This is a genomic window from Sphingomonas kyeonggiensis (assembly GCF_014196745.1).
In the GTDB taxonomy this organism is placed as follows: Bacteria; Pseudomonadota; Alphaproteobacteria; order Sphingomonadales; family Sphingomonadaceae; genus Sphingomonas; species Sphingomonas kyeonggiensis.
Window position 1 is genome coordinate 25,021 of record NZ_JACIEH010000003.1, and the last position, 22,116, is coordinate 47,136.

23 protein-coding genes, 1 tRNA gene and 1 pseudogene are annotated in these 22,116 nt (G+C 66.2%); 17 read left to right on the forward strand and 8 right to left on the reverse strand.

Translation table 11 applies throughout. The annotated features are described in order from the left end of the window. The first annotated feature begins 174 nt into the window (after positions 1-174). Positions 175-681 carry an RNA polymerase sigma factor gene (locus GGR46_RS15145; protein WP_183998887.1) on the forward strand — a complete coding sequence of 169 codons (507 nt, stop codon included), beginning with the start codon at positions 175-177 and terminating at the stop codon, positions 679-681. Then, the gene (locus GGR46_RS15150; protein ID WP_183998888.1) at positions 678-1,592 is read left to right on the forward strand and encodes a FecR family protein; all 915 of its coding nucleotides are present in this window, start codon (positions 678-680) and stop codon (positions 1,590-1,592) included. Before GGR46_RS15145 ends, GGR46_RS15150 begins: the two co-directional genes overlap by 4 nt. Before the next feature lie 83 nt (positions 1,593-1,675). On the opposite strand, the gene GGR46_RS15155 is transcribed toward GGR46_RS15150, so the two are convergent. Continuing rightward, positions 1,676-2,833, reverse strand: a complete 1,158-nt coding sequence (locus GGR46_RS15155) for a tyrosine-type recombinase/integrase (protein WP_183998889.1) — start codon at positions 2,831-2,833, stop codon at positions 1,676-1,678. 152 nt (positions 2,834-2,985) lie between these two features. Further along, positions 2,986-3,075 (reverse strand) — tRNA-Ser (locus tag GGR46_RS15160). Positions 3,076-3,229: 154 nt separating this feature from the next. On the opposite strand from GGR46_RS15160, the gene GGR46_RS15165 reads away from it, so the two are divergent. The 7 genes from GGR46_RS15165 to GGR46_RS15195 all read left to right on the forward strand — a co-directional run bounded on the left by GGR46_RS15165 (position 3,230) and on the right by GGR46_RS15195 (position 9,328). Then, the gene (locus GGR46_RS15165) at positions 3,230-4,000 is read left to right on the forward strand and encodes a DUF1134 domain-containing protein (protein WP_183998890.1); all 771 of its coding nucleotides are present in this window, start codon (positions 3,230-3,232) and stop codon (positions 3,998-4,000) included. 97 nt (positions 4,001-4,097) lie between these two features. Then, a complete protein-coding gene (locus GGR46_RS15170; RefSeq protein WP_183998891.1) occupies positions 4,098-4,640 on the forward strand; it encodes a hypothetical protein in 543 nt (180 codons plus the stop codon). Positions 4,641-4,659: 19 nt separating this feature from the next. Further along, the gene (locus GGR46_RS15175; RefSeq protein WP_184000039.1) at positions 4,660-5,937 is read left to right on the forward strand and encodes a DNA-packaging protein; all 1,278 of its coding nucleotides are present in this window, start codon (positions 4,660-4,662) and stop codon (positions 5,935-5,937) included. Positions 5,938-6,080: 143 nt separating this feature from the next. Next, a complete protein-coding gene (locus tag GGR46_RS15180) occupies positions 6,081-6,392 on the forward strand; it encodes an EF-hand domain-containing protein (protein WP_183998892.1) in 312 nt (103 codons plus the stop codon). A gap of 162 nt (positions 6,393-6,554) precedes the next feature. Continuing rightward, positions 6,555-7,187, forward strand: coding sequence for a DUF2793 domain-containing protein (locus GGR46_RS25925; protein ID WP_425506569.1), 633 nt, complete (start codon positions 6,555-6,557; stop codon positions 7,185-7,187). 102 nt (positions 7,188-7,289) lie between these two features. Continuing rightward, entirely contained in the window at positions 7,290-8,426 is a 1,137-nt protein-coding gene (locus GGR46_RS15190) for an OmpA family protein (RefSeq protein WP_183998894.1), read from the forward strand. Between the two features lie 98 nt (positions 8,427-8,524). Further along, positions 8,525-9,328 (forward strand): alpha/beta hydrolase, encoded by an 804-nt coding sequence (locus GGR46_RS15195; protein ID WP_183998895.1) that lies wholly within the window; start codon positions 8,525-8,527, stop codon positions 9,326-9,328. On the opposite strand, the gene ygfZ is transcribed toward GGR46_RS15195, so the two are convergent. Next, complete coding sequence (gene ygfZ / locus GGR46_RS15200) at positions 9,325-10,056, reverse strand: CAF17-like 4Fe-4S cluster assembly/insertion protein YgfZ (RefSeq protein ID WP_183998896.1); 732 nt, start codon at positions 10,054-10,056, stop codon at positions 9,325-9,327. The two genes, GGR46_RS15195 and ygfZ, sit on opposite strands and share 4 nt — an antisense overlap. A 46-nt stretch (positions 10,057-10,102) precedes the next feature. On the opposite strand from ygfZ, the gene GGR46_RS15205 reads away from it, so the two are divergent. Together GGR46_RS15205 and GGR46_RS15210 are read left to right on the forward strand one after the other, a co-directional pair. Continuing rightward, on the forward strand, positions 10,103-11,425 hold the full coding sequence (locus GGR46_RS15205) for a dihydroorotase (RefSeq protein ID WP_183998897.1): 1,323 nt from the start codon (positions 10,103-10,105) through the stop codon (positions 11,423-11,425). Next, a complete protein-coding gene (locus GGR46_RS15210; protein ID WP_183998898.1) occupies positions 11,422-11,895 on the forward strand; it encodes an SRPBCC domain-containing protein in 474 nt (157 codons plus the stop codon). Before GGR46_RS15205 ends, GGR46_RS15210 begins: the two co-directional genes overlap by 4 nt. Here the strand turns inward: GGR46_RS15210 and dapF are convergent. Next, entirely contained in the window at positions 11,892-12,830 is a 939-nt protein-coding gene (dapF, locus tag GGR46_RS15215; protein ID WP_183998899.1) for a diaminopimelate epimerase, read from the reverse strand. The two genes, GGR46_RS15210 and dapF, sit on opposite strands and share 4 nt — an antisense overlap. Positions 12,831-12,862: 32 nt before the next feature. Beyond that, the gene (locus tag GGR46_RS15220; RefSeq protein WP_183998900.1) at positions 12,863-13,537 is read right to left on the reverse strand and encodes a glutathione S-transferase family protein; all 675 of its coding nucleotides are present in this window, start codon (positions 13,535-13,537) and stop codon (positions 12,863-12,865) included. 154 nt (positions 13,538-13,691) lie between these two features. Here GGR46_RS15220 and GGR46_RS15225 point away from each other — a divergent pair, with 154 nt between their 5' ends. Then, complete coding sequence (locus tag GGR46_RS15225) at positions 13,692-16,127, forward strand: DUF2339 domain-containing protein (RefSeq protein WP_343058190.1); 2,436 nt, start codon at positions 13,692-13,694, stop codon at positions 16,125-16,127. On the opposite strand, the gene GGR46_RS15230 is transcribed toward GGR46_RS15225, so the two are convergent. Then, positions 16,120-16,575, reverse strand: a complete 456-nt coding sequence (locus tag GGR46_RS15230; RefSeq protein WP_183998902.1) for a DUF6456 domain-containing protein — start codon at positions 16,573-16,575, stop codon at positions 16,120-16,122. The two genes, GGR46_RS15225 and GGR46_RS15230, sit on opposite strands and share 8 nt — an antisense overlap. Positions 16,576-16,667: 92 nt before the next feature. Between GGR46_RS15230 and GGR46_RS15235 the strand changes: the two genes are divergently transcribed. Continuing rightward, positions 16,668-17,231 (forward strand): helix-turn-helix domain-containing protein, encoded by a 564-nt coding sequence (locus GGR46_RS15235; protein ID WP_183998903.1) that lies wholly within the window; start codon positions 16,668-16,670, stop codon positions 17,229-17,231. 62 nt (positions 17,232-17,293) lie between these two features. Continuing rightward, on the forward strand, positions 17,294-17,662 hold the full coding sequence (locus GGR46_RS15240; RefSeq protein ID WP_183998904.1) for a hypothetical protein: 369 nt from the start codon (positions 17,294-17,296) through the stop codon (positions 17,660-17,662). 306 nt (positions 17,663-17,968) lie between these two features. Here GGR46_RS15240 and GGR46_RS15245 read toward each other — a convergent pair whose 3' ends face one another. Beyond that, entirely contained in the window at positions 17,969-18,436 is a 468-nt protein-coding gene (locus GGR46_RS15245; protein WP_246426178.1) for a nuclear transport factor 2 family protein, read from the reverse strand. 62 nt (positions 18,437-18,498) lie between these two features. After that, positions 18,499-19,362, reverse strand: a complete 864-nt coding sequence (locus GGR46_RS15250) for an aldo/keto reductase (protein WP_183998905.1) — start codon at positions 19,360-19,362, stop codon at positions 18,499-18,501. Positions 19,363-19,532: 170 nt separating this feature from the next. On the opposite strand from GGR46_RS15250, the gene GGR46_RS15255 reads away from it, so the two are divergent. From GGR46_RS15255 to GGR46_RS15265, 3 genes and pseudogenes are all read left to right on the forward strand, one after another. Beyond that, positions 19,533-20,426: a LysR family transcriptional regulator gene (locus GGR46_RS15255; protein WP_183998906.1), complete on the forward strand. Its 894-nt coding sequence runs from the start codon at positions 19,533-19,535 to the stop codon at positions 20,424-20,426. Between the two features lie 100 nt (positions 20,427-20,526). Beyond that, positions 20,527-20,724, forward strand: a pseudogene (locus GGR46_RS15260) (efflux RND transporter permease subunit); the annotation flags it as partial. Between the two features lie 127 nt (positions 20,725-20,851). Continuing rightward, positions 20,852-22,093, forward strand: a complete 1,242-nt coding sequence (locus tag GGR46_RS15265; RefSeq protein ID WP_183998908.1) for a TetR family transcriptional regulator — start codon at positions 20,852-20,854, stop codon at positions 22,091-22,093. The last annotated feature ends 23 nt before the right edge of the window (positions 22,094-22,116 follow it).

The following is a 22,116-nucleotide window of genomic DNA, read 5'->3' on the forward strand; positions in this document are numbered from 1 at the left end:
AATCAGGGTTTATGACGCGGGCAAGTCACAACCGCGAACCGAAGTGGATCAATTTTTTTCGAGTGTTGCATGGTTGCAAGGTTCGCCTTTGCCATTGTTGCGCGTCATGGCAGGGAGGAACCTTGCGCAGGGGCGCTGGGGGGAGATGCGCGCTTGGCTGCCGGACGACCTGAAATGCTGCAGGCGCCAGACGACGGGCATGGCGGGCTCGACGCCTATCGGGCGGCCTTGCGGGCGTTCGTCGCACGGCGGGTGGATGACGCCGCCGAGGTCGATGATCTGGTGCAGGAGGCCTGTGCCCGGCTGGTCGCAAGCGCGCGCGAACGCACCGTTGACGAGCCCCGCGCCTATCTCTTCCGCATCGCCGCGAACCTGATCGCGGATCGCCACCGCCGGGCCTTGCCGGTCGTGCCGCTCGATCCCGAGATCCATCCGCCGGTCCGCCCGGCGCAGGAGGATCGCCGCCGGGCGGCGGACCTCCAGGCCGCGCTGGAGGCGGCGCTCGACGAACTCTCGCCACGCTGCCGCGAGGTGTTCGTCATGCGCCGCTTCGACGAGCGCGGCACGGGCGAGATCGCCCGCGAACTCGGCATCTCGCCGCGCATGGTGCAGAAGCACCTCACCCATGCGGTCGCGCACCTCTACGATCGGCTCGCGCATCTGATGGAGCGCGGCGCATGAGCAAACGCGATCTCGGCAAGCGCGCGCCAGCGGTGTTCGAATCCTTCCTCGACGGCCGCGACGCCCACCTCCATCCGGACGACCGAGCGGAGGCTGCCGAATTCTGGAATTGGCTCGGCGAGCTCGAGCGCCCGGGCCCTGCTCCGACGCGCCATCGCCCCGTCTGGGTAGTGCGAGCGCTGGCAGCATCGGTCGCGGTGCTGGCTGTGTTTGGCGGGACGCTATGGATGACGCATCCGATGCCGACCCGCGAGACTCTGCAGAGTGTCGCCACCGGACATGCCGAGCGTCGCCGAATCGCACTTAGCGACGGATCCGTCGTGACCTTGGCGGCCGACAGCCGGGTCGATATCGCTTATCTGGCCGGGGAGCGCCGGCTGCGGCTGATCTCCGGCGAAGCCCTGTTCAGGGTCGCACATGACAAGAGTCGGCCGTTCGTGGTCGAGACCCGGCATGGCGATGTCGTCGCGGTCGGCACGATGTTCGACGTCAGCGTTGGCAAACGCGAGGCGGAAGTTACGGTAGTTGAGGGCGTGGTGCGGGTCGCATTGTCCGAACCTGGCCGACGGGGATCCGCCGAACCGATCGAGAAGCTGGCACATAAGGGCGAGCGCCTGTCGTTCGGCGTCATGACGAGTACCCGCGGCGATACTGGCTTCATCCGCCAGGCGGCGGACATCGATGCTGATAGCGCCGTCGCCTGGACGCGCGGTCGCCTAGTCTTCCAGGGAGAGCCGTTGAGCGAGGTGATCGTCGAGGTGAACCGATACGCCAAGGACCGCCTGATCCTGACCGATCCTCGCGCCGCCAACATCCCGGTATATGGCATCGTGAATCAAGGAGACACAGCTGCTATCCGGGAACTTATCGCGAATCCTCGCGCCGTCGCAGTCGAGCCCCGTACACCTTGAAGCTGTTCAAGCCCCGGTCGAGGAGGCGAGCCAGGATATTTGAGCGAGATTCATGAGGCTGGCTCGGAGACCTCTGGTTTCAGCTACTCGGCCTTTGTTGGTGCGCAAAAGCTTGCCCAATCGCGCATCAAGAGGCGACGCTTGTCGAGAAAGTCTGTTCTCCGGTAGGCCGCTTCAACCTTATTCGATACCGTGTGCGCTAAAGCAGCCTCGGCCACCTCGCCAGAGTAATCGGTTTGCTCCGCGACCCAGTCTCGGAACGCGGAGCGGAAGCCGTGCACCGTTACCGCGAGTTCCATATCGCGTAGGATCTTGAGAAGGGTCATGTCCGAGAGCGGCTTCTTCACGCTTTGACCTGGAAACACCAAGTCACTGGCCCCAGCCTTGAACTTTTTGGCACGTTCGAACACCGCTACGGCTTCGGGCGAGAGAGGGACAATATGGACCTTCCCCATTTTCATACGGTCCGCAGGTATGGTCCACAGCGCAGACTTCAGATCAAGTTCCGACCAGGTGGCACCCCGCACCTCTCCCGAGCGGGTCGCGGTCAGGATCAGCGCCTCAAGCGTAAGGCGCCCTACTGACTCACGTTCGGCCAACTTCTCCATAAAGCCCGGAACAGCCGCGTAAGCCATTGCAGCGAAGTGCCCGTCCTTTTTCGGTTGCCGCGGCAATCCCTTCGAAAGCGACCGCATCGGAGCTTCGGTCGCGCGAAAGCCTCGAGAATACGACCAGTCGAGTACAGTACCGATGCGTTGTCGCACTCGACGCGCAGTCTCTGGCTTGGCCAGCCAGATCGGGGCGAGGACGTCGCGAATGATGGGCCCTTCGATCTCGTTGACCAGTAGATCGCCCAACTTCGGAAAGGCGTAGGTCTTCAGCGTCGCGATCCACTGATTCTGATGTTTCCCGTTCTTCCACCCCTTCTCGCGCTCCGCGTGAACCACCTCTGCTGCCTTACGGAAGGTTGGGATTACCTGTCGCTCTTGCTTACGTTCAGCGACCGGATCGATGCCTTGCGCGATCTTCTGCCGAGTCGCGTAGGCGGCATCGCGGGCATCCTTGAGAGAGACAGATTTTGCAGAGCCAAGGCCAATGTCTCGGCGTTTGCCACTGGTCTGGATCCGAAGAATCCAGCTGGCCGTGCCTTTTCCGTTGATCTCAAGGAAAAGGCCGTCCCCATCGGAATATCGGCCAGGTTCAGTCAGCGAACGAATCTTGAGCGCAGTGAGCTTCCCCATGCCACCTCACCTCATTCTTCCCCACACTTTTCCCCACACTCCGTGCGAGACTGTGTCGGATTGAGTGAAACGCAGCGGAACGAAAAAGCCGCTGATTTCTGCGGTTTCCTAGCATATTTGGGGGGGGTTGGCGAGCCCTGCCTAGGGCAAGATGGCGGAGACGGAGGGATTCGAACCCTCGATACGGTTTCCCGTATGACGCTTTAGCAAAGCGTTGGTTTCAGCCACTCACCCACGTCTCCGGATAACGGCTCGAAGGCAGGCCCTATAACGAGCGGTTTCGCAGCAGGCAACGCCCAGCTTGACGTGAAATCGACTCTATTTGCCGCTCGTTCATTGCCGCGACAGCCGCACCCCGTAAAAAGGGCCGATCTGCTGGGCTGGGGTATTTCCGCGATGAACGTTCGTGCACTGGTGTTGATGGCGGCGGCCGCCGCGCTCGGGATGACGGGCATGCCCGCATCCGCCCAGCAGCAGATGACCACGATCGACCCCAACACCGCGATCGATTCGGACATCAACACCCCGCCCCCCGCACAGGACCCGTACAACCGCCCGGCGCAGCAGCAGGACGTCCCCGCCCCGCCCCCGCAGGACCCCTATCCCCAGCAGCAGGGCCCGGCCGGCCAGCAGCAGCAGCCCGCCCCCTACAACCAGCAGGGCGGCGCCTCGCGCGACCAGGCCACCACCTATCAGCAGGAGGAGCTGGTCGGCGCCGCCGAGGGCGTGTTCGGCAAGGGCGCATCGGGCCTGGCCAAGCTGATCGAGAACATCCTCAAGGACCAGGGCCAGCCCAACGGCTATATCGCCGGCAGCGAAGCCTCGGGCGCGATCGGCGTCGGCCTGCGCTATGGCTCGGGCATGCTGTTCCACAAGGTCGAAGGCCAGCGGAAGGTCTATTGGACCGGCCCGTCGATCGGCTTCGACCTGGGCGGCGACGCCAACAAGGTGTTCGTCCTCGTCTACAATCTCTACGACAGCCAGGACCTCTACAAGCGCTTCCCCCAGGGCGAGGGCCGCGCCTATTTCGTCGGCGGCCTCTCCGCCTCGTACCTGCGCCGCGGCGACGTGGTGCTGATCCCGGTGCGGCTGGGCGTCGGCTGGCGGCTGGGCGTCAACGCCGGCTATATGAAGTTCAGCGAAAAGGCCCGCTGGCTCCCCTTCTAAGGGGTTGATTTTCCAGGAAACCGAGCGGCAGCGAACCACAAATCGTGCCATGTAACGAACCATATAGGCACTTTTGGCTTGACATCGTCACGCTGATATGGCACAAGTAGAGCACGCTGAAGAATTGCGAGTCGGGCCGGGGCGGCAACGCCTTCCGGCCCTTTTCTTTTTCGGGAGAGGAGCCGTGGAGAAGAAGAGACGGCGCTGGGTGCGCTGGACCAAGAAGAAGCGCACAGACTTCCTCGATCATCTCGCCGGCACCTGCAACGTGCGGGCGGCAGCCGCCGCGGCAGGGATGACGCCGCCGAGCGTCTATCATCTGCGGCGCAAGGACGAGGCGTTCGGCGAGGAGTGGCAGAAAGCGCTCCACGTCGGATACGAGATGCTGGAGACCGAGCTGCTCGGCCATATGCTCGCCGGCGGCGGCGACACGATCGACCGTGCCGACGGCAGCAGGATCATCGTCGAGCAGGCACTGAAACTGCTGGGCCAGCATCGCAACGCCATGCAGGGAAAGTGGCGCGGCGGCCCGAAGCTGAAACGCGCCTGCCCGGAAGATACCGATACGGCGATCCTGAAGAAACTTGCCGCGATGGATCGGGTTCGGGCGCTGGAGGCGGAGGAGAAAGGTGCGCAATAGGGCTGCGTTCGAAGCGCTGATGGCCCGCACACCCGATGAACGCGCCGAAGCGATCCGGACGCTGAGCGGACCGCAGAAGCGCGAGTTCGCCGAGCGCTGGTGGCAATGGGCGCATGCGGGCCAGTTCGAACCCGAAGGCGACTGGCGCATCTGGCTGATCCGGGCGGGCCGCGGCTTCGGCAAGACGCGGGCGGGCGCCGAATGGGTGCTCGCCCGGGCCCGCGCCAACCCGGCCGCGCGCATCGCGCTGGTCGGCGGCAATATCGACGATGTCCACCGCGTGATGATCGAGGGATCGAGCGGCCTGCTGGCGGCCGCGCGCGAGGACGAGAAACTGGTCTGGCATCGCAGCTCGGGCGAGTTGCGCTTTCCGAGCGGCGCGCAGGCCCATGCCTATTCGGCCGGCGCGCCCGATACGCTGCGCGGGCCCGAACATGATTTCGCCTGGTGCGACGAGCTGGCGAAATGGGGACGGGGCGGCGAGACCGCCTGGGACAATCTGATGCTGGGGCTGCGACTGGGCGAGCATCCGCAGATGCTGGTGACGACGACGCCGCGCCCGGTGAAGCTGATGCGCAAGGTGATGGCCCTGCCCGGCGTGATCGAAACGCGCGGGCAGACCCGCGCCAACCCCTGGCTGCCGCGCAGCTTCGTCGAGGCGATGACCGCCGATTATGGCGGCACGCTGCTCGGCCGGCAGGAACTGGATGGAGAGATGATCGAGGAATTGCAGGGCGCACTGTGGAACCGCGCGCTGATCGAGAAGCTGCGTGTCGCGGAAACGCCCGAACTGGTGCGCCGCGTGGTGGGCGTCGATCCGCCGGCGGGCGTCGGCGGCGATTCCTGCGGGATCGTCGCGGTCGGGCTGGGCCGCGACGGCAAGGGCTATGTGATCGAGGATGCCAGCGTTTCGGGCGCGACGCCCGAGGGCTGGGCCCAGGCGGTGGCGGCCTGTGCCGCGCGGCACGACGCCAGCCGGGTGATCGCCGAGAAGAACCAGGGCGGCGCAATGGTGAAGTCCGTGCTGCTCGGCGCGGACAGCGCGCTGCCGGTTACCCTGGTGCATGCCAGCCAGGGCAAGGCGGCACGCGCCGAGCCGGTGAGCCTGCTCTACGAGGCGGGCAAGGTGCGGCATGCCGGCGCCTTCCCGGCGCTGGAGGACGAGCTGTGCGGGCTGGTCGCCGGCGGCGGCTATGAAGGGCCGGGCCGATCGCCGGACCGGGCGGATGCGCTGGTCTGGGCGCTGACCGAGCTGATGCTGAGCAAGCGGGGCAAGGCGGCGATACGGGTGCTGTGAGTTCGCTCCAGCCTCCCTCTCGTCGTCATCCCCGCGAAGGCGGGGATCCAGAGTAACAGAGCGACATCCTGTGTGACCCTGGATCCCGGCCTTCGCGGGGATGACGAGAAAAGGGCCTGCAGGGACAAATCAGGAGAATCGACATGACGGAACGGAACATGTTCCGGCGGGCGATCGCGCTTGCCGGGATGCTGGGGCTGTGCGGCTGTGCGCTGAGCGTGGGCGCGCTGCTCGATGCGGGCAGCACGGCCCTGGTGGCGCGCTTCGACACCGATCGCGATGGCGGCCTCGATCCCGCGGAAGTGACCGCGATGGTCGCCGCCGCGGTACCGGGCAAGGGCGCCGAGTTCGACGCGCTGCGCGCCGGGCTGGCGGCAGGATATTGGACGCGGGACTGCAACCGGGATGGACGGCTGAGCGCGGCGGAGCTGGCGGCGGGCGATCCCTGCGCGTGATGCCCGGATCGTTCCCCGGCGAAGGCCGGGAACCGGTTCTCGCGGCATAGTCGTCCGACAATTCAGGAGATCAGGCATGAAATGGTTCGGGCGAAAGTCCGTGCGCGAAGGCGCGCGGCCGGCCTTGTCGCGCGCGGGCAGTTTTGCGGGCGCCATCGGCGAATGGCCGCGCAGCTACGAGGCGCAGGTGCGCGAGGCCTATTGCCACAATCCGGTGGCGCAGCGGGCGGTGAAGCTGGTGGCCGAAGGCGCCGGCAGCGCGGCGCTGAAGGCGAGCGATCCCGCCCTGCTCGCGCTGGTGACGGCGCGATCGGGCGGCCAGCCGCTGATCGAGACGCTGGCCGCCCATATCCTGCTGCACGGCAGGCGATCGTGCGGCTCGACCTGCTCACCCAGGCGAGCGCGGTGGCGATCGGCACCGAGACGCCCCCCGCAGACCCCATGCCGGGAGCCTGCTGGATCCTCGGCAGGGTACCGGAGGGTGACTGGGCAGGGCGCGGTGGCCAAATCGCAGGCTGGACCGAGGGCGGCTGGCGGTTCGTGGCACCGTTCGAGGGGATGCGCCTCTGGTTGGGCGAGGTTGGCGGATACGCGCTTTTCACCGGCGGGGAATGGCGTACCGGAGAGGTCCATGGCCGAGTGTTGGTGGAAGGCCGGCAGGTAGTCGGCCCCCGCGCCGCCGGCATAGCGGAACCAGAGGGCGGGCCGGTGGTTGATGCGGAAGCGCGAGCCGCAATTTCTGCGGTACTCGTTGCTTTGCGCGTGCACGGTCTGATCGAACCCGACCAACTGTGACGTTCATGCAACAGTGCCCGGATTTGTGCGCTTGCGTAGAAACTTTCGTTTCGGTACTGAGTTTTTCGCTGTCCGTAGTGACAATCATGAAAGGGGATTAAGATGCGGAAGCTTGCCGTAACTCTGGCACTCGCAACGACCGCGCTCAGCACGCCCGCCCTCGCTCGCGACGACGCGTGGTACGTGGGTGTCGAAGGCGGCGCGATGCTGGTCGAGGACATCAAGTTCGACGTCGGCGCTGCCACCGACGCCGCGACCGTGCATCACAAGGCTGGCTGGGACGCCGACGCCACTGTCGGTTACGACTTCGGTCCGTTCCGTGCGGAAGCCGAAGTTGGCTATCGTTCGGCCTCGGTCAATCGTCTGACCAGCACCGTCACGCAGCCGTACCGCAATGCGGCCGGCGCTGCGCTCAACGCTCCTCCGGGCGACTACAGCTATGCTGGCGGCCGCTCGACGGCGCTCAGCTTCATGGTCAACGGCCTGCTCGACTTCGGTGAAGACACCGGCGTGCAGGGCTTTGTCGGCGGCGGCGTCGGTGTCGCTCGCGTGAAGAGCAAGGTTGGCCTGAACACCTACGCCAACACCCTCGACGATTCGGACACGGTCTTCGCCTGGCAGGCGATTGCGGGCATCCGCGCTCCGCTGACCGACTCGATCGACGTGTCGCTGAAGTATCGCTTCTTCAACGCCGACAATGTGAAGCTCACCGACGCCTCGGGTCGTGTTTGGGACGGTCGTTTCCGTTCGCACTCGATCCTCGGCGGCCTGACCTTCAACTTCGGTGCCCCGGAAGAGCCGGCTCCCGCGCCGACCCCGACGCCGGAGCCCACTCCGACGCCGACCTGGACCCCGACTCCGGAACCGACCCCGACGCCGACCGTCGTCTGCACCCCGGGACCGTACATCGTGTTCTTCGACTGGGATAAGTCGGACATCACGCCGGAAGCCGCGAGCATCCTCGACAACGCCATCAGCAACTACCAGAACTGCGGTAACGCGCAGGTCATGCTGGCTGGCCACGCCGATCGCTCGGGTTCGGCCAGCTACAACGTTGGCCTCTCGCAGCGTCGTGCTGACTCGGTGAAGGCTTACCTGACCGCCCGTGGCATCGGTGCCGGCGCGATCTCGACCGAAGCCTTCGGTGAGAGCAAGCCGCGCGTCGAGACTGCCGACGGCGTTCGCGAGCTGCAGAACCGTCGCGTGGAAGTCACCTACGGTCCGGGTTCGGGCTACTAAGCCAGACCGGTCTCAAGGGACTGACAGAATTGGGGAGGTCGGGAAACCGGCCTCCCTTTTTCTTTGTGTGGCTCGAGCCAAGGTGGAAATCGACGGCGATGCGGATAGCGTTGGTAGTGCTGGCGATACTCGCCTTCCTCTATCTCACTGCACTGGTGTCGCTCGCCCTTGGCCAGCGCGCACTCATCTATCCAGCGCCCAAAGCGGCCAGCATCAATCCCGCCGACGTTCCTCCCGGTTTCGCCCCGGTCACGCTTGCAACCCGTGACGGATTGCACCTCCATGCTGCCTACCGCACTGCCGCGCCCGGCCATCCGACCCTCGTCTTCTTCCACGGCAATGGAAGCCGGATCGAGGAATCGGCTTTGGCGACCGCACTGCTGGGCCAGCGCGGCAATGGGCTGCTGCTCGTCGAGTATCGCGGCTATCGCGGCAACCCCGGCAAGCCGAGCGAACAGGGTCTTTATGCCGATGGCCGCGCCGCGCTGGCCTGGCTGGACGGGCACGGCGTGCCCGCGAACCAGCGCATCCTGATCGGCAATTCGCTAGGGTCCGGCGTCGCGACCCAATTGGCGACGGAACAACCAATTGCAGGCCTCGTGTTGATCTCGGGATTCACCAGCCTGCCGGATGTCGCCGCCGGTCACTATCCATGGCTACCGGCCAGGCTGCTGCTGCGTGACCGCTACGACAATCTGACCAAGCTGCCGCAGGTCAGCGCACCAGTTCTCGTGCTGCACGGCACTGCCGACACGCTCATCCCCGCATCACATGCCCGCGCACTCGCCGCCGCGGCACCACGGGCCGACCTCGAACTGGTACCAGGCTATGGGCACGAACTGGCATTCGAACCCGTTGCCCAGGCCCGGATACTTGCCTGGCTGGGCGCGCTACAGCGCTAGGCCGGCGTCTCCGCCAGGGCATCCGCCAGCCATTCCGGCACCAGCGCATCGCCGAGCGCCTCGGCCCGGCGAAGCTCCACCATCAGGCCGAGTTCGGGATAGCTGGCCCGGGTGCGATCGCCGGCTTCTCCGATCGGCGCGACGACCAGGCGGCGATTGACCTTGGCGCGATAATGCATGCGCGCCGTGTTCTCCTGGCCGACATAGCAACCCTTGGCATAACTGACACCATTCAGCTCGGCGGCGTTGCATTCGAGCCACAGTGTCTTGTCCTGGCCCAGCTCCTCCACGCCCTCGACAACGCCGAGCCGCAGACGATGCGCGCGCCAGCCTGTCGCAATCCCCCCCGAAGCCTGCCCCAGCCAACGACAGCCGAGAGCGGCGAGGCGAGGATCGGGAATGCCCTGCCCCGGCTCGGGCGACCAATGTACCCCGCCCTCGACCGCTTCGATCGTGATCGCGCGGCGCAGGCGGTAGATCGTCAGGCGCCGGATCAGGGCCTCCCGCTGGGCCGCCTCGCAATCGACGAGGATCGCATCGCCATCCGCCCAGAGCAGGAAATCGAACAGCGCCTTGCCCTGGGGGGTGAGCAGCGCCGCCCATTGCGGCGTTTCCGCAGTGACCAGCGCCAGATCCTGTGTCACCAGTCCCTGGAGAAATCCCCGAACGTCTTCGCCTGAAATACGGATCAGGGCGCGGTCATCTAGCCAGGTGCTGGTATCGCTCATTCCGAACAGGTAGGGGGTGGCCGGGGGCGACGGAAGAGGCGCGGTTATGAATGTCGATCTGAAGCTCAAGGGCGGGCGCGTGCATCTGCCCTCCGGTCCTGCCGAAACGGATGTCGGCATCCGGGATGGACGTATCGTCGCGATCGGCGGCTCGCTGGAAGCGGGCGAGACGATCGACTGCACCGGGCTCGACGTGCTGCCCGGCGTGATCGACAGCCAGGTGCATTTCCGCGAGCCGGGCCTCGAAGCCAAGGAAGACCTGGAGAGCGGCGCTCGCGCGGCGGTGCTGGGCGGTGTCACCGCGGTGTTCGAGATGCCGAACACCAAGCCCAATACCGATTCGGCAGAGGCGGTGCAGGACAAGCTCGCCCGCGCGCGCGACCGGATGTGGTGCGACCATGCCTTTTACGTCGGCGCGACCAACAACAATGCCGAGCATCTCGCCGAGCTGGAGCGGCTGCCGGGCACGGCCGGCGTGAAGATCTTCATGGGCGCCTCCACCGGCGACCTGCTGGTTTCCGACGATGCGAATCTGGCGCGCGTGCTCGCATCCGGGCATCGCCGCGTGGCGATCCACGCCGAGGACGAGTTCCGCATGCAGGATCGGCTGGGCGAGCGCGTGGCCGGCGATCCCTCGAGCCATCCGGTATGGCGGGACGACGAGAGCGCGATGCTGGCGACCCGCCGCATCCTGGGGCTGGCGCGCGCCGCACGGCGGCGGATCCATGTCCTCCACGTCACCACGCCGGCCGAACTGGAAGTGCTGGGCCAGAACAAGGACATCGCAACCTGCGAAGTCACGCCGCAGCACCTGACGCTGGCGGGCGAGGAAGCCTATCCCACGATCGGCACCTTCGCGCAGATGAACCCGCCGATCCGCTCGGCCGCGCATCGCGCCGGGTTGTGGCACTGGCTCAACCAGGGCGTGCCCGACGTGCTGGGTTCCGACCATGCGCCGCACACGCGCGAGGAAAAGGCCAAGCCCTATCCCGACAGCCCCAGCGGCATGCCCGGCGTGCAGACGCTGCTGCCGTTGATGCTCAACCATGTCGCCGAAGGCCGCACCACGCTGCAGCGTGTGATCGACCTGACCAGCGCCGGACCGCAACGCATCTTCGGCATTGCCGGCAAGGGCCGCATCGCGGTCGGCTATGATGCCGATTTCACCGTGGTCGACCTCAAGGCGCGCTGGACGATCGAGGAGAGCTGGCTCGCGTCGCGCTGCGGCTGGTCGCCCTTCACCGGCATGCAGCTCACCGGCAAGCCGATCGGCACGATCGTGCGCGGCCACCGGGTGATGTGGGAGGCCGAACTGGCCCACCGCGCGATCGGCCGGCCGGTGCGCTTCGAGGCGGTCGAGTTCGGGTGAGGACGGTTTCGCGTACCGATCGCGCGTCACGGCTGATCAAGGCACCGGCGAGCAAGATCTATAGCGCCTTCATCGATGCCGATGCGCTGGTGCGCTGGTTGCCGCCCGAAGGCATGACCGGCGAGATGCTGGCCTTCGACGCGCGACCGGGTGGCGGCTATCGCATGGCGCTGCGCTATGACGAGCCCGGACAGGACGCGGCGGGCAAGACCTCCGACCATGAAGATGTCGTCGAGACGCGCTTCGTCACGTTGAAGCCGGGCAGGCTGATCGTCCAGACGGCAGTGTTCGATGCGGAGGACCCGGCCTTTGCCGGCACGATGCGGATGACCTGGAGCTTCGAGCCGGCCGAGGGCGGCACGCGTGTCGCTATCAGCTGCGAGGACGTGCCGCAGGGCATCCGCAAGCAGGATCATCTCCAGGGATTGAAGTCCTCGCTGGCCAATCTCGCCAGCTACGTCGGCGGCTAGGCCGGGATCGCGGCGGCCCAGGCCTCTGCTTCATCCTCGCGCCGGGCATGGACCAGCGGCGGCTCGGCGGTGGCCGTCGCGGGATCGACCTCGATGCTGGCATCGTAGAGGAAGGTCGCATTGCCGCGGATCGTCACCATGCCAGCGGCATCCGACGCGCCCATCACCAGCCCGCCCTTGTTGAACACCTTCATCACGGTGCCGAAGGGCACTCGACCGGTGCGGCCGGCGGCATAGACCGAGGAGGCCATGGCGCTGCCGCAACTGTCGGTCAGGCCGACGCCACGCTCATAGGTCCGCACGAAGAGATCGTTCCCGCGCACTTCGACGAAGGAAACGTTCGCGCGCGCCGGGAGCAGATCCGGGCCAGCCTCGCACCAGTCGCCCAGCGCGACCAGTTCGGCTTCATCAACCGATTCAACGAATGTGACGAGATGCGGGTTGGGCATCGCGATCGCCGTGAAGGCGCGCGGGCTCGGCAGGCCGGGAACAACGGCGTCGATGATCTCCGCCGCCGCAACGCGCAGGCCGACATCGGAAGCCAGAGTCGAAGCCGGGCCGGCGGTCTCGCGGATCGTCACCACGCCAGGCGCGAGCGGTTCGGCACGCGCCACCTGGGCGCTGCTCGTCTTGAGCCGCACCCGGGCATGATCGACACCGAGCAGCTCGAAGCCAAGCCGTGCGGTGCAGCGCAGACCATTGAGGCAAGTCTCCGCCTCCGAGCCGTCGGAATTGAACATGCGCATGCCGAAATCGTGCCCGGCATCGTCGCCCGCGGTGAGCAGCAACAGCCCGTCGCCACCGACCGGACCCGCGCGGTCCGCCAGCGCACGCGCCACGCCCGCCCAGTCCGCATCGGACAGGTCGAGCGCGCGCGCGTCAATCAGGGGAAAATCGTTCCCCGAGCCATGGCACTTGATGAAGGCGAACCGCATGGCGCCCATCTAGGCGCATGCGGCCTCGCTGGCTAGCCGGCGACGGCTTCGCGGGACACGGCGCCACCCATCGCATCGACCGCCGCCCTGTCGCGCGCGATGATCGTGGCGAAGCTGGGCCGCGCGTGCATCGACGCCACCCAGGCGGCCAGGCGCGGATAGGTCGCCGGATCCACCGTCACGCCGATGCACCCCAGTGTCGCGAGCGGGCTGGCCACTGCGATGTCGGCCAGCGTCAGCCGGTCATCGACGAGGTAACCGCTCTCGGGAATCGCGCTTTCCAGATAGGCGAGGATCGGGGGCATCAGGTCGCGCTCGGCAGCATCGGCCGCATCATGGTCGCACTCCATCTTGAGCACGCGCGGGCGCACGAAGCGCTGGCCGAAGATCGCGCCGCCAGCGGCCATCATGATCGTATCGGCGAGCTCGTCGAACCAGATCGTCCGTGCCCGGGAACGCGGTTCGGTGGGGATCAGGCTGGGCTGGGGATATTTGGCATCGAGATAGGCGACGATCGCCGAGCTGTCGGAGATCAGGAAGTCCCCGTCCTTGAAGCCGGGCATCTTGCCGAACGGGCTCGCCGCCATGAAATCCGGGCCGCCGCGGCCCATGCCGGCGGCCTGCAGTTCGAGATCAAGGCCCTTTTCGGCGCCGAACACCATGACCTTCCGCACATAAGGCGAAAGCGTCGAACCAAACACGATCATGCCAACCTCTCCTAGGCTTTGGCAAAGGCTATCCGATCGATTGCACGGGGCAACCGGGTTATGCGCGACAGGTGCGCTCCGCTGTGCGAAGAGGACGCGCGTGATTGCTCTCACGCTCCTTGTCGCACTGGGCGCGGCTGCGGCCTTTTATATCGTGCTGCGGCGCGTGGCCTTTCTGGAACAAGAACTGCGCCGTGTCGAATCGCTGATCCTGGCGCGCGACCCGGAAGTGCGTGAAGCGCCGATTCACCGAGCCGAGCCCAAACCGATGCCTGTCCGCGCCACCGAGGCGCCGGCACGCATCGCCAAAGCACCGGCGCCGCAACCCGAGCCGGTTCAGGCCCGCGCCCCTGAGCCGCGGCCATCCCCGCAGCTCAGCCTAGAGACGCTGATCGGCGGGCGACTGCCCATCTGGATCGGGGGCGCGGCGCTGGTGCTCGCGGGCTTCTTCCTCGTTCGCTACTCGATCGAAAGCGGATTGCTCGGCCCCGCGACGCGCACCCTGCTCGCGGCACTGTTCGGCCTGGCCCTGGTCGCGGGCAGCGAAATCACGCGGCGACTGCCCGCCACCGCCGAGGACCCGCGCGTGGCCCAGGCGCTTGCCGGGGCCGGCATCGCCAGCCTCTACGGCACGCTCTACATGGCGGCGGCGCTCTATCACCTGATCACGCCGCTGGCGGCCTTCCTGCTCGTGCTGGTCGTGACCGGCGGGGCACTCGCCCTGGCGCTGCGCCATGGCCCACCCACGGCAGTAATGGCACTGGTTGGCGGATTCGCCGCCCCGCTGGTGGCCGGCTTCGACGCGGCCGGGATCGGTCCCCTGCTCGTCTATCTCGGGCTGTTCACCGCGGCCCTGTTTGGCCTGGCGATCCATCGTGGCTGGGCCTGGCTGGCACTCGCCGCCTGCGTCTCCGGCTTCGCCTGGATCAACTTCCTGATCGCGATGCTGACGGCACGGGCGGGCGATCTCTCCGCAGTCGGCGCCTTCACCATGCTGCTCGCGATCGGCGCCAGCCTGGCACTGCCAGCGACCGGCGCCGGCAATCGCTGGCTGCGCCTCGCACCGCTGCTCGCAGGCTGCCTCCAGCTCGCCGTGCTCGCCCCGGCACTCGACTTTGGCTGGCTGGCCTGGAGCTTCTACCTGGTGCTCGCCGCAGCCGCATTGTTCCTTGCCTGGCGCGATGCCGTCTACCTGCCCGGCGCGCTCGCCGCGCTGATCCTGTTGCTGATGCTGGAGATGCTGGCGATCGTGCCGCCCGATCCCGGCTTCACGCCAATCGCCGCCGTCCTCGCCACCCTTCTCTTTGCCGCTCCCGGCCATGTCCTTGCGCGCCGTAACCCGATCTGGGCAGCGATCGCCTTGTCGGGCACCTCCGGTCCGTTGCTGGTCGCGCATCTGCGCGCACCCGATCTGCTTACGGCGATGCAATGGGGCGTGATCGAACTCGCCGCGGCAGCCCTCACCTTCAGCCTTGCCTGGCGGACCCGCAGCGAACCTGAACATCCGATCCTCGTGCCCGCAACGACGCTGGCCGCGTTCCTCGCTGGCCTGGGCCTCGGCCAGTTCGTGCCGGGCGACTGGCTGTCCGTGCCGCTCACCCTTGTCGCCGCGTCACTGGCCTGGTGGGCACGCAGCACCCGCGCGCGCCTGCTCTACGAGCTGCCCGCCTATCCGCTGGCCGCCGCACTGGTCGCTGCTGCCCTGCCGCTCGGCGCCCTTAGTGAGCTGGTGCTCGCCTCGCTGTCCGGCGAGCGCCTAACCTACCCGCTGCTTCCGGACCTCTTCGAACTGCTGCGTGAACTGGCACCGCCGGTAGCACTCGCCATCGCGCTGCTGCTCGACCCTGCCCAGTTCGGCCGGGTCCGACGTCCGGTGTCACTGGTCTCCACCGGGCTGGGCATCCTGCTGCTTTATGCGCTCGCCAAGCAGGTCCTGGCCATCACCACCTTGCCCGGCTTCCTCGACTGGGGCTTCCTCGAGCGTGCGCTGCTCACCCAGGCCTGCCTCGCCGCCGGCTGGTGGCTGGCCCGCCAGGGCAAGGTCACCACGCTCGGCCACGCCCTGCTCGCGCTCGGCCTGTTCCGGATCCTCTGGTTCGACCTTTTCCTGCTCACCCCACTCATCGAACCACAGGCAGTTGGCCCATTGCCACTCCTCAACGCCGCGGTGTTGCACCTCGCGCTGGCCAGCTTCTGGCTCTGGACCCTGCCGCCGCGCTGGCGGACCGGCGCCGCGCTGCTCAGCCTCCTGGCCGTACTCGCCGCGATACGCCAGGCCACGCATGGCAGCCTGCTCACCGGCCCGATCGGCACAACCGAAAATGGCGGATACAGCGCCGCGATGCTGGGCCTGGCGCTGTTCTGGCTGTGGCGCGGCATCACCACTGGCGCGCGCGATCTGCGCATCTTCGGCCTGGCCCTGCTCACCGGCGTCACGTTCAAGGTATTCCTGATCGACGCCGCCGCGCTCGACGGGGTGCTGCGCATCCTCTCCTTCCTCGGGCTGGGCCTCGCGCTGATCGGGATCGGCTGGGCCTATGGCCGCTTCGTCGGCAAGGGCGCCGCGCCGGACGCCGAACCGGTCACCTGATCCCGTAGAAATCCGCAACCCGGTCCAACGCGAAACACAGCACCAGCTTGCCTGCCCGGCTCGGCCAGCCCAGCGCCTTCTCCGCCGGCCCGAGCCCTTCGCCCGCACAGACCACCCTCCACAATATGTCGACCAGGCCCGGTCCCGCCGCCGCCACCGCGCCATCGAATCGCCGGCGCGCGGCGATCTGGGCGAGCGTAGGGTCGAGCCGCTCCGACACCCCACCCGGGGTTCGCGCCGCCGGCGAGGCATCCCAGCGCATCGTGACGCGCGGCCCCAGCGCCGCAGTCTCATAGTCACTGCGCAGCCTTTCCCCCGCCTCGAGCTGCCGCGTGTCCACATGCCCCCGCGACGCGAGCCACGCCATCGGTGATTCGGTCAGGTTCACCATGACACGGCGCTGGACGCCACCAATGTCCTCGATCGTCCGCTCAACCAGTTCGCGCATCGATGATCTCCTTTTGTTCCGATTCGCAAGACTTGCCATGGCGGCACGATTGTAGGAAAGAGGGAAACCGATTTGGTTAGAGAAACATATCCATGATCACCGCAATCCGCGAGGTACGCCGCGCCAAGGGGCTCACGCTGGAGGAAGTCGCGGCGCGCTGCGTGCCGCCGACCACGGCGCAGACGATCGGTCGCCTGGAGACGGGCACGCGCACCGTCTCGGTCGGCTGGCTCAACCGCATCGCCGCGGCGCTGGGGGTGGACGCCGCCGATCTGGTCAGGCTTCCCGAGCGCCCGGAGATTCCGGTGGCCGCACTACTCGAAAGCACCGGCGCCCAGGCCCCACGCAGGACCGCCGCAGTGGTGCCGCCGCACGCCGAGCCCGGCATGGTCGCGGTAACCGTCGTGACGGGGGTCGGCGACTACCGCGCCGGCGACGAGATCTGGTGCAACACGCTGGCGCCCGAAGGCTTTGCGGCCGCGCTCAACCGCGACGTGCTCGTCCCCCGCCCCGCCGGACGCTTCCTGTTCGGGCGGCTGATCGGACGCGAGGGTGACCGGCTCCATCTGCTTCCATTGGGCGCCGGTGCACGCCAGCAGGTGATCACCGATCCGCCCTGGATCGCCGTGGCGATCCGTCTGGTCCGCGCCCTCTGAATCACCTTGCGGAGCGCCACGGACAGGCGCAGTCTGCTTGGCAAAAGCAGGAGGGGCATACCATGCTGAAACTGGGTCTGGCGGCAGCCGCCGCAATCGTCATCGCGGCACCGGCAATGGCGGACGAGTGGGATTTCGTGCTGATCAACAATAGCGGCAAGGCGATCAAGACGGTCGAGATCGCGCCGACGGGCACCACGACCTGGCAGCCCAACAAGGTCGATCCCGAGTTTAAGAAGGCGGATGCCACGGTGAAGCCGGGCGCGCGGATGACGGTCCATTTCGACAAGGGCGCAGGCTGCAAGTACGACGTGAAACTGAGCTTCGCCGACAACAGCGACGGCGTGTGGACCGGCATCAACGTGTGCGACAATTCCTACATCACGGTGAAGTACAACGCCGCGGGCGCGCCCGCCTTCACGGCGAACTGATCCGCATCCACGCGATGCACGAATGGCGGAGCGCCACATTCTGCGGCGCTCCGAACCACAAGGGATTGCGCGCATGCCTGCGGCGACGGCGCCGATATGTTGAGACCGGACAAGACTGCCGTTGGTTTCTTGGCACGGGTACTGCGCGTCGCCCTTGTTGAGCGGATGGCGGGTATCGGGATGCAGCGCCCGCCGCCGCGTGTTGCTGCAGGAGGGCTTATTCTGGGTCTCTAGCTGACCGGCACCTTCCGAGAACGGAATTACGCAGCGCGGCCCACCCCCTCCATATCGCCACCGACACCGGCATCAGTTCGGCACAGACCTCTTCGAGAAAGCAAGGGCAGCGAGCTTCCATCGGCCATCTACTTTTACGTAGGTCTCGGTAACCGAGAAAGGATTATCCGCCACCTGGTCACGGACAATGGCATGGAGGTCGATCCGACTGGCAACAATTGCGGTGTCACCGATGAATCTGACCGAGATCTCCTTGATGTCGGCCCGCCTGTACTCGATGTTCCTGGATTGAATGACCCCCAGCTCCTGCGGCTGGGTCATCGTTCTGCTCATGTGAACGAAGATGGCCTTCTCATCGAAGAGCTCGGACAACGCTTCGACATTGCGCTCCGCCATCCACAGCCATTTCTGCTTGGAGAGCGCGATCAGCTCGGCCTCGCGGGGATCCGCTTGAAGCGATTGCGAGCCGGCTGCGGTCTGGGCGCTGGCGGCGAGCGGCATGGCCGTCGTCAAGAGGGCGAATGCGAACTGCTTGATCATCGGGAGGTACCTTCCACGGCGTTGAAGGGGCGGCCGCGATTGCGGGCGGGCGGCCAGAGACGTCACTGCTGGAGCTTTCGTGTCCCGAGCCACTTCACCATCGCCGGATCGCGGTGATCGAAGAAGCTGCTGGCCTTCTGGTCGAGCGTGGCAATCGCAGCGAGGTCATCCGAGTCCAGCTCGAAATCGAAGATCGCGAAATTCTCGGCCATACGTTCCCTGCGGACCGATTTCGGGATGGCGACGATGCTCCGTTGCATTAGCCAGCGCAGCACGACCTGCGCGACGCTCTTGCCATGTTTTTCGCCGATCGACTGGAGCTGTTCGTTGGAGAACAACCCGTTCTTGCCTTCGGCGAACGGTCCCCAAGCCTCAGCCTGAACCTTGTACTCGTCCAAGATCGCCTGCGCGTCGCCTTGCTGGTGGAAGGGATGGATCTCGATCTGGTTCACTGCAGGAGCGATCTCGTTGTGGAGGACGAAATCCACGAGTCGGTCGGGGTAGAAATTGCTGACACCGATCGCGCGGATGCGCCCGGCGCGGTGCAATTCCTCCATCGCGCGCCAGGCACCGTACACATCGCCATAGGGTTGATGGATCAGGTAGAGGTCGAGATAGTCGAGCTGGAGCTTGTCGATCGAGCGCTCGAAAGCCGCCTTCGTACCCTCGTAGCTCGCATCCTCGACCCAGAGCTTGGTCGTGACGAACAATTCGCTGCGATCAATCCCGTGGCTACGGAACGCGTTGCCGACTGCTTCCTCATTGCCATAGGAAGCTGCGGTGTCGAACAGCCGATAGCCGACGTCGATCGCATCGCGAACGCTTCGCTCGCATTCGGACGGATTCTGCACCTGGAACACGCCGAAGCCGAGGATCGGCATCTCCACGCCATTGTTCAGCGTGACGGCGGGGATGTTGTCGCTCATCGTCGGTTTCTCTCGATGGTTGCGGAAGCGTTCGCGAGTCCGTGAAACGCAGGCCGAGCCGGCGTCGGCACCGGTTTGATATACGCCGTCCGACCTCCCCCGATTAGACAGGGTAAATCGCTTGAGCCTATGACTAGGTGTCATGAAATCGAGATTGCGGGGATTGCGATATGCGGCGTGAAGACTTGGGCAGCCTCGCGATGTTCCTGTCCGTCGCGGAGGAACGCAGCTTTACCAGGGCAGCGGCCAAGCTCGGTGTTTCCCAGTCCGCGCTCAGCCATTCGATGCGGCGACTGGAGGCAAGGCTGGGTTTGCGCCTGCTCACGCGGACGACGCGCAGCGTCGCGGCTACGGATGCCGGCGAGCGCCTGATCGAAACCCTCCGCCCAGCGCTCGAAGAGATCGACTACAAGCTCGCATCGCTGACCGAGCTTCGCGAAAGACCTGCCGGCACGGTACGCATCACCGCAGGCGCACACGCGGCTCGCGCCGTGCTCTGGCCTGCCATCGACCGCCTGACCGCGGAGAATCCCGACATCAATATCGAGGTGAACATAGAGGGGGGCCTCGTCGATATCGTGGCCGACCGGTATGACGCCGGCGTCCGGCTTGGCGAGCGCCTGGAACAGGACATGATCGCGGTGCCGATCAGCCCCAGGCTGCGGATGGCCGCGTTCGGCGCGCCGTCCTATTTCGCGGAACATGGGACACCCCAGACTCCCTATGATCTGGCGAAGCACCGCTGCATCAGCCTGCGCATGTCGAGCTCGGGCGGACTCTATGCCTGGGAATTCGAGAGGGCCGGCAAGGAACTGAGGGTCAAGGCGGAAGGGCAACTCGTCTTCAACGACGCGGACCTCATCAAGGCAGCGGCGCTCGCCGGTCATGGCATCGCCTATATGCTCGAGGATCATGTAACCAAGCAGTTGAACGACGGCAGCTTGGTGCGGGTGCTGGAGGACTGGTGCGAGCCGTTCGACGGCTATTATCTCTATTATCCCAGCCGACGACAGCCTTCTCCGGCCTTCAGCCTCGTTCTGGACGCTTTGCGCTATCGCCAATGACGACGAACCAGCCGCACCCAGTCACGAAATTTCGTTTCCAGTTCCGGCGCGAGCGCCCCGAATTACCGCAAATGGGATGCGAAGCCGACGCGCACGTCGACTGGGCATGCTCACCGCGATTCAGCAGCTCTCCGTGGACGGACGGGATGGGGTGACCGCGGCGCGAGAAGGTGCGCTGGCTCGGCTTCGCCCCGTGGCGATGATGGCCCTGGTGGCGAGCCTTGGCTTTCTTCCGACGGCGCTTGGTCGCGGCGCCGGTGCGGAAGTGCAGAAGCCGCTGGCGACGGTCGTGGCCGGCAGCTGACTGACTGCTTCTCTCGCGATTCGAACGACAAGCAGACAGTCGCAACGGTGAAATGGTCTACTGACCTGCGCTTCGTAGCCGCCCAAATGCACGCAAGCCTCCCGATGACACGAGGTGGACCGTGACCCGACGAAGCGATTGCTATAGACGCGCGGCCGTGTCCTTGAATCGATCGATCGCGCCCCTTGGCATCTCCGTCGATGCAATCGTCGACAAGGCGCTCGACCTTATCGCGTCCGGCGGCCTCGCCGAGCTGACCCTGCGGCCGCTTGCGATGGGGCTGGGCGTCAGCGTGCCGGTGATCTCGGCGCGCATGGGTAGCAAGGAGCAACTGCTCGAGGGCGTGACGAAGGCAGCGCATAGGCGCGACCTCGCCTTTTTTGCCAGGTGGCGCGACCTCGCCAACGCCATCGGGCCGATGGATGCGGCGATGCACGCCGCGATGGCGGAGTTGGCGCTGCGCGATTGGGTCACGCGCGAGCGGCGCCAGATCATTCTCCTTATCGAATTGGTCCATGACCGCGCGCTGCGCCCGGATCGCTTCCAGCCGCTGGAAGACTGGCTCGACGATGCGGGCCAGTTCTGGGCCGAGATGATCTTCGGCGACGCCGCGCTGGCCGATCTGGCGCTCGGCTATATGCTCGACGAATCAGGGTTTTCGCTCGGCGCCGACGATAATCCGAAATATGCGCTGCTGCGCTCCCTGTGTCTCCAGCGCTTCGCGAACGGCATGTTCCCTGCAGGGAGTGAAGCGGCAGCCGACACGATCACACCGCTGATCGGACTTCTCGATCCGGCTGTACCGCCTGCCGCCGAGGAAGAGGATGCGAAACGCCAGAGGATCGTACGCAGTGCGGCCGATCTGATCGTTTCCCAGGGCATCGAAAGCGTGACGCATCGCTCGGTAGCGCTCGCCGCGGGCGTACCTGCCTCGACAGTGGTGTATCATTTCGGCGCGCGGCCGGCACTCGTGGTGGCGGGGCTGCACGCCGTCATCGCGCGCTTCCACAAGCGGCGGGGCGACATCCCCGCCGATCGCGGCGGCGCGCCACCGAATGACACAAGCATCCAGGATCTGATCAAGGCCACCTCGATGATCGCGCTGGCAAGTACCCGCGAGCCCAGCCTGTTGCCCTACGCGATCGACATGCGGCGGCGGCGCGGCGAGAATTGGCGCGTGGACGACATGGCCCCGATGGGAATCGGCACCGGCGCAGGCTTTGACCGTACCGCGGCCCAAGTCCTCTCGATCGCGGCCTTCGGCATGGGCATGGTTGGCATGGCCCGGAAGACAGCCGAGCGCGACCATTACAGGCGCGCCTTCACCGCCTTCGAAGCCTGGCGTATCCGATCTTCCGGCTGATCCCGCAGAGTCATCGAAACGGC

Bases quoted from the DNA above. Each gene is read 5' to 3' on its own strand.
- GGR46_RS15145 (WP_183998887.1), top strand. From the start codon at position 175: ATGCTGCAGGCGCCAGACGACGGGCATGGCGGGCTCGACGCCTATCGG.
- GGR46_RS15150 (WP_183998888.1), top strand. From the start codon at position 678: ATGAGCAAACGCGATCTCGGCAAGCGCGCGCCAGCGGTGTTCGAATCC.
- GGR46_RS15155 (WP_183998889.1), bottom strand. From the start codon at position 2,833: ATGGGGAAGCTCACTGCGCTCAAGATTCGTTCGCTGACTGAACCTGGC.
- GGR46_RS15165 (WP_183998890.1), top strand. From the start codon at position 3,230: ATGAACGTTCGTGCACTGGTGTTGATGGCGGCGGCCGCCGCGCTCGGG.
- GGR46_RS15170 (WP_183998891.1), top strand. From the start codon at position 4,098: ATGGCACAAGTAGAGCACGCTGAAGAATTGCGAGTCGGGCCGGGGCGG.
- GGR46_RS15175 (WP_184000039.1), top strand. From the start codon at position 4,660: ATGGCCCGCACACCCGATGAACGCGCCGAAGCGATCCGGACGCTGAGC.
- GGR46_RS15180 (WP_183998892.1), top strand. From the start codon at position 6,081: ATGACGGAACGGAACATGTTCCGGCGGGCGATCGCGCTTGCCGGGATG.
- GGR46_RS25925 (WP_425506569.1), top strand. From the start codon at position 6,555: ATGGCCGCGCAGCTACGAGGCGCAGGTGCGCGAGGCCTATTGCCACAA.
- GGR46_RS15190 (WP_183998894.1), top strand. From the start codon at position 7,290: ATGCGGAAGCTTGCCGTAACTCTGGCACTCGCAACGACCGCGCTCAGC.
- GGR46_RS15195 (WP_183998895.1), top strand. From the start codon at position 8,525: ATGCGGATAGCGTTGGTAGTGCTGGCGATACTCGCCTTCCTCTATCTC.
- ygfZ (WP_183998896.1), bottom strand. From the start codon at position 10,056: ATGAGCGATACCAGCACCTGGCTAGATGACCGCGCCCTGATCCGTATT.
- GGR46_RS15205 (WP_183998897.1), top strand. From the start codon at position 10,103: ATGAATGTCGATCTGAAGCTCAAGGGCGGGCGCGTGCATCTGCCCTCC.
- dapF (WP_183998899.1), bottom strand. From the start codon at position 12,830: ATGCGGTTCGCCTTCATCAAGTGCCATGGCTCGGGGAACGATTTTCCC.
- GGR46_RS15220 (WP_183998900.1), bottom strand. From the start codon at position 13,537: ATGATCGTGTTTGGTTCGACGCTTTCGCCTTATGTGCGGAAGGTCATG.
- GGR46_RS15230 (WP_183998902.1), bottom strand. From the start codon at position 16,575: ATGCGCGAACTGGTTGAGCGGACGATCGAGGACATTGGTGGCGTCCAG.
- GGR46_RS15235 (WP_183998903.1), top strand. From the start codon at position 16,668: ATGATCACCGCAATCCGCGAGGTACGCCGCGCCAAGGGGCTCACGCTG.
- GGR46_RS15240 (WP_183998904.1), top strand. From the start codon at position 17,294: ATGCTGAAACTGGGTCTGGCGGCAGCCGCCGCAATCGTCATCGCGGCA.
- GGR46_RS15245 (WP_246426178.1), bottom strand. From the start codon at position 18,436: ATGATCAAGCAGTTCGCATTCGCCCTCTTGACGACGGCCATGCCGCTC.
- GGR46_RS15250 (WP_183998905.1), bottom strand. From the start codon at position 19,362: ATGAGCGACAACATCCCCGCCGTCACGCTGAACAATGGCGTGGAGATG.
- GGR46_RS15255 (WP_183998906.1), top strand. From the start codon at position 19,533: ATGCGGCGTGAAGACTTGGGCAGCCTCGCGATGTTCCTGTCCGTCGCG.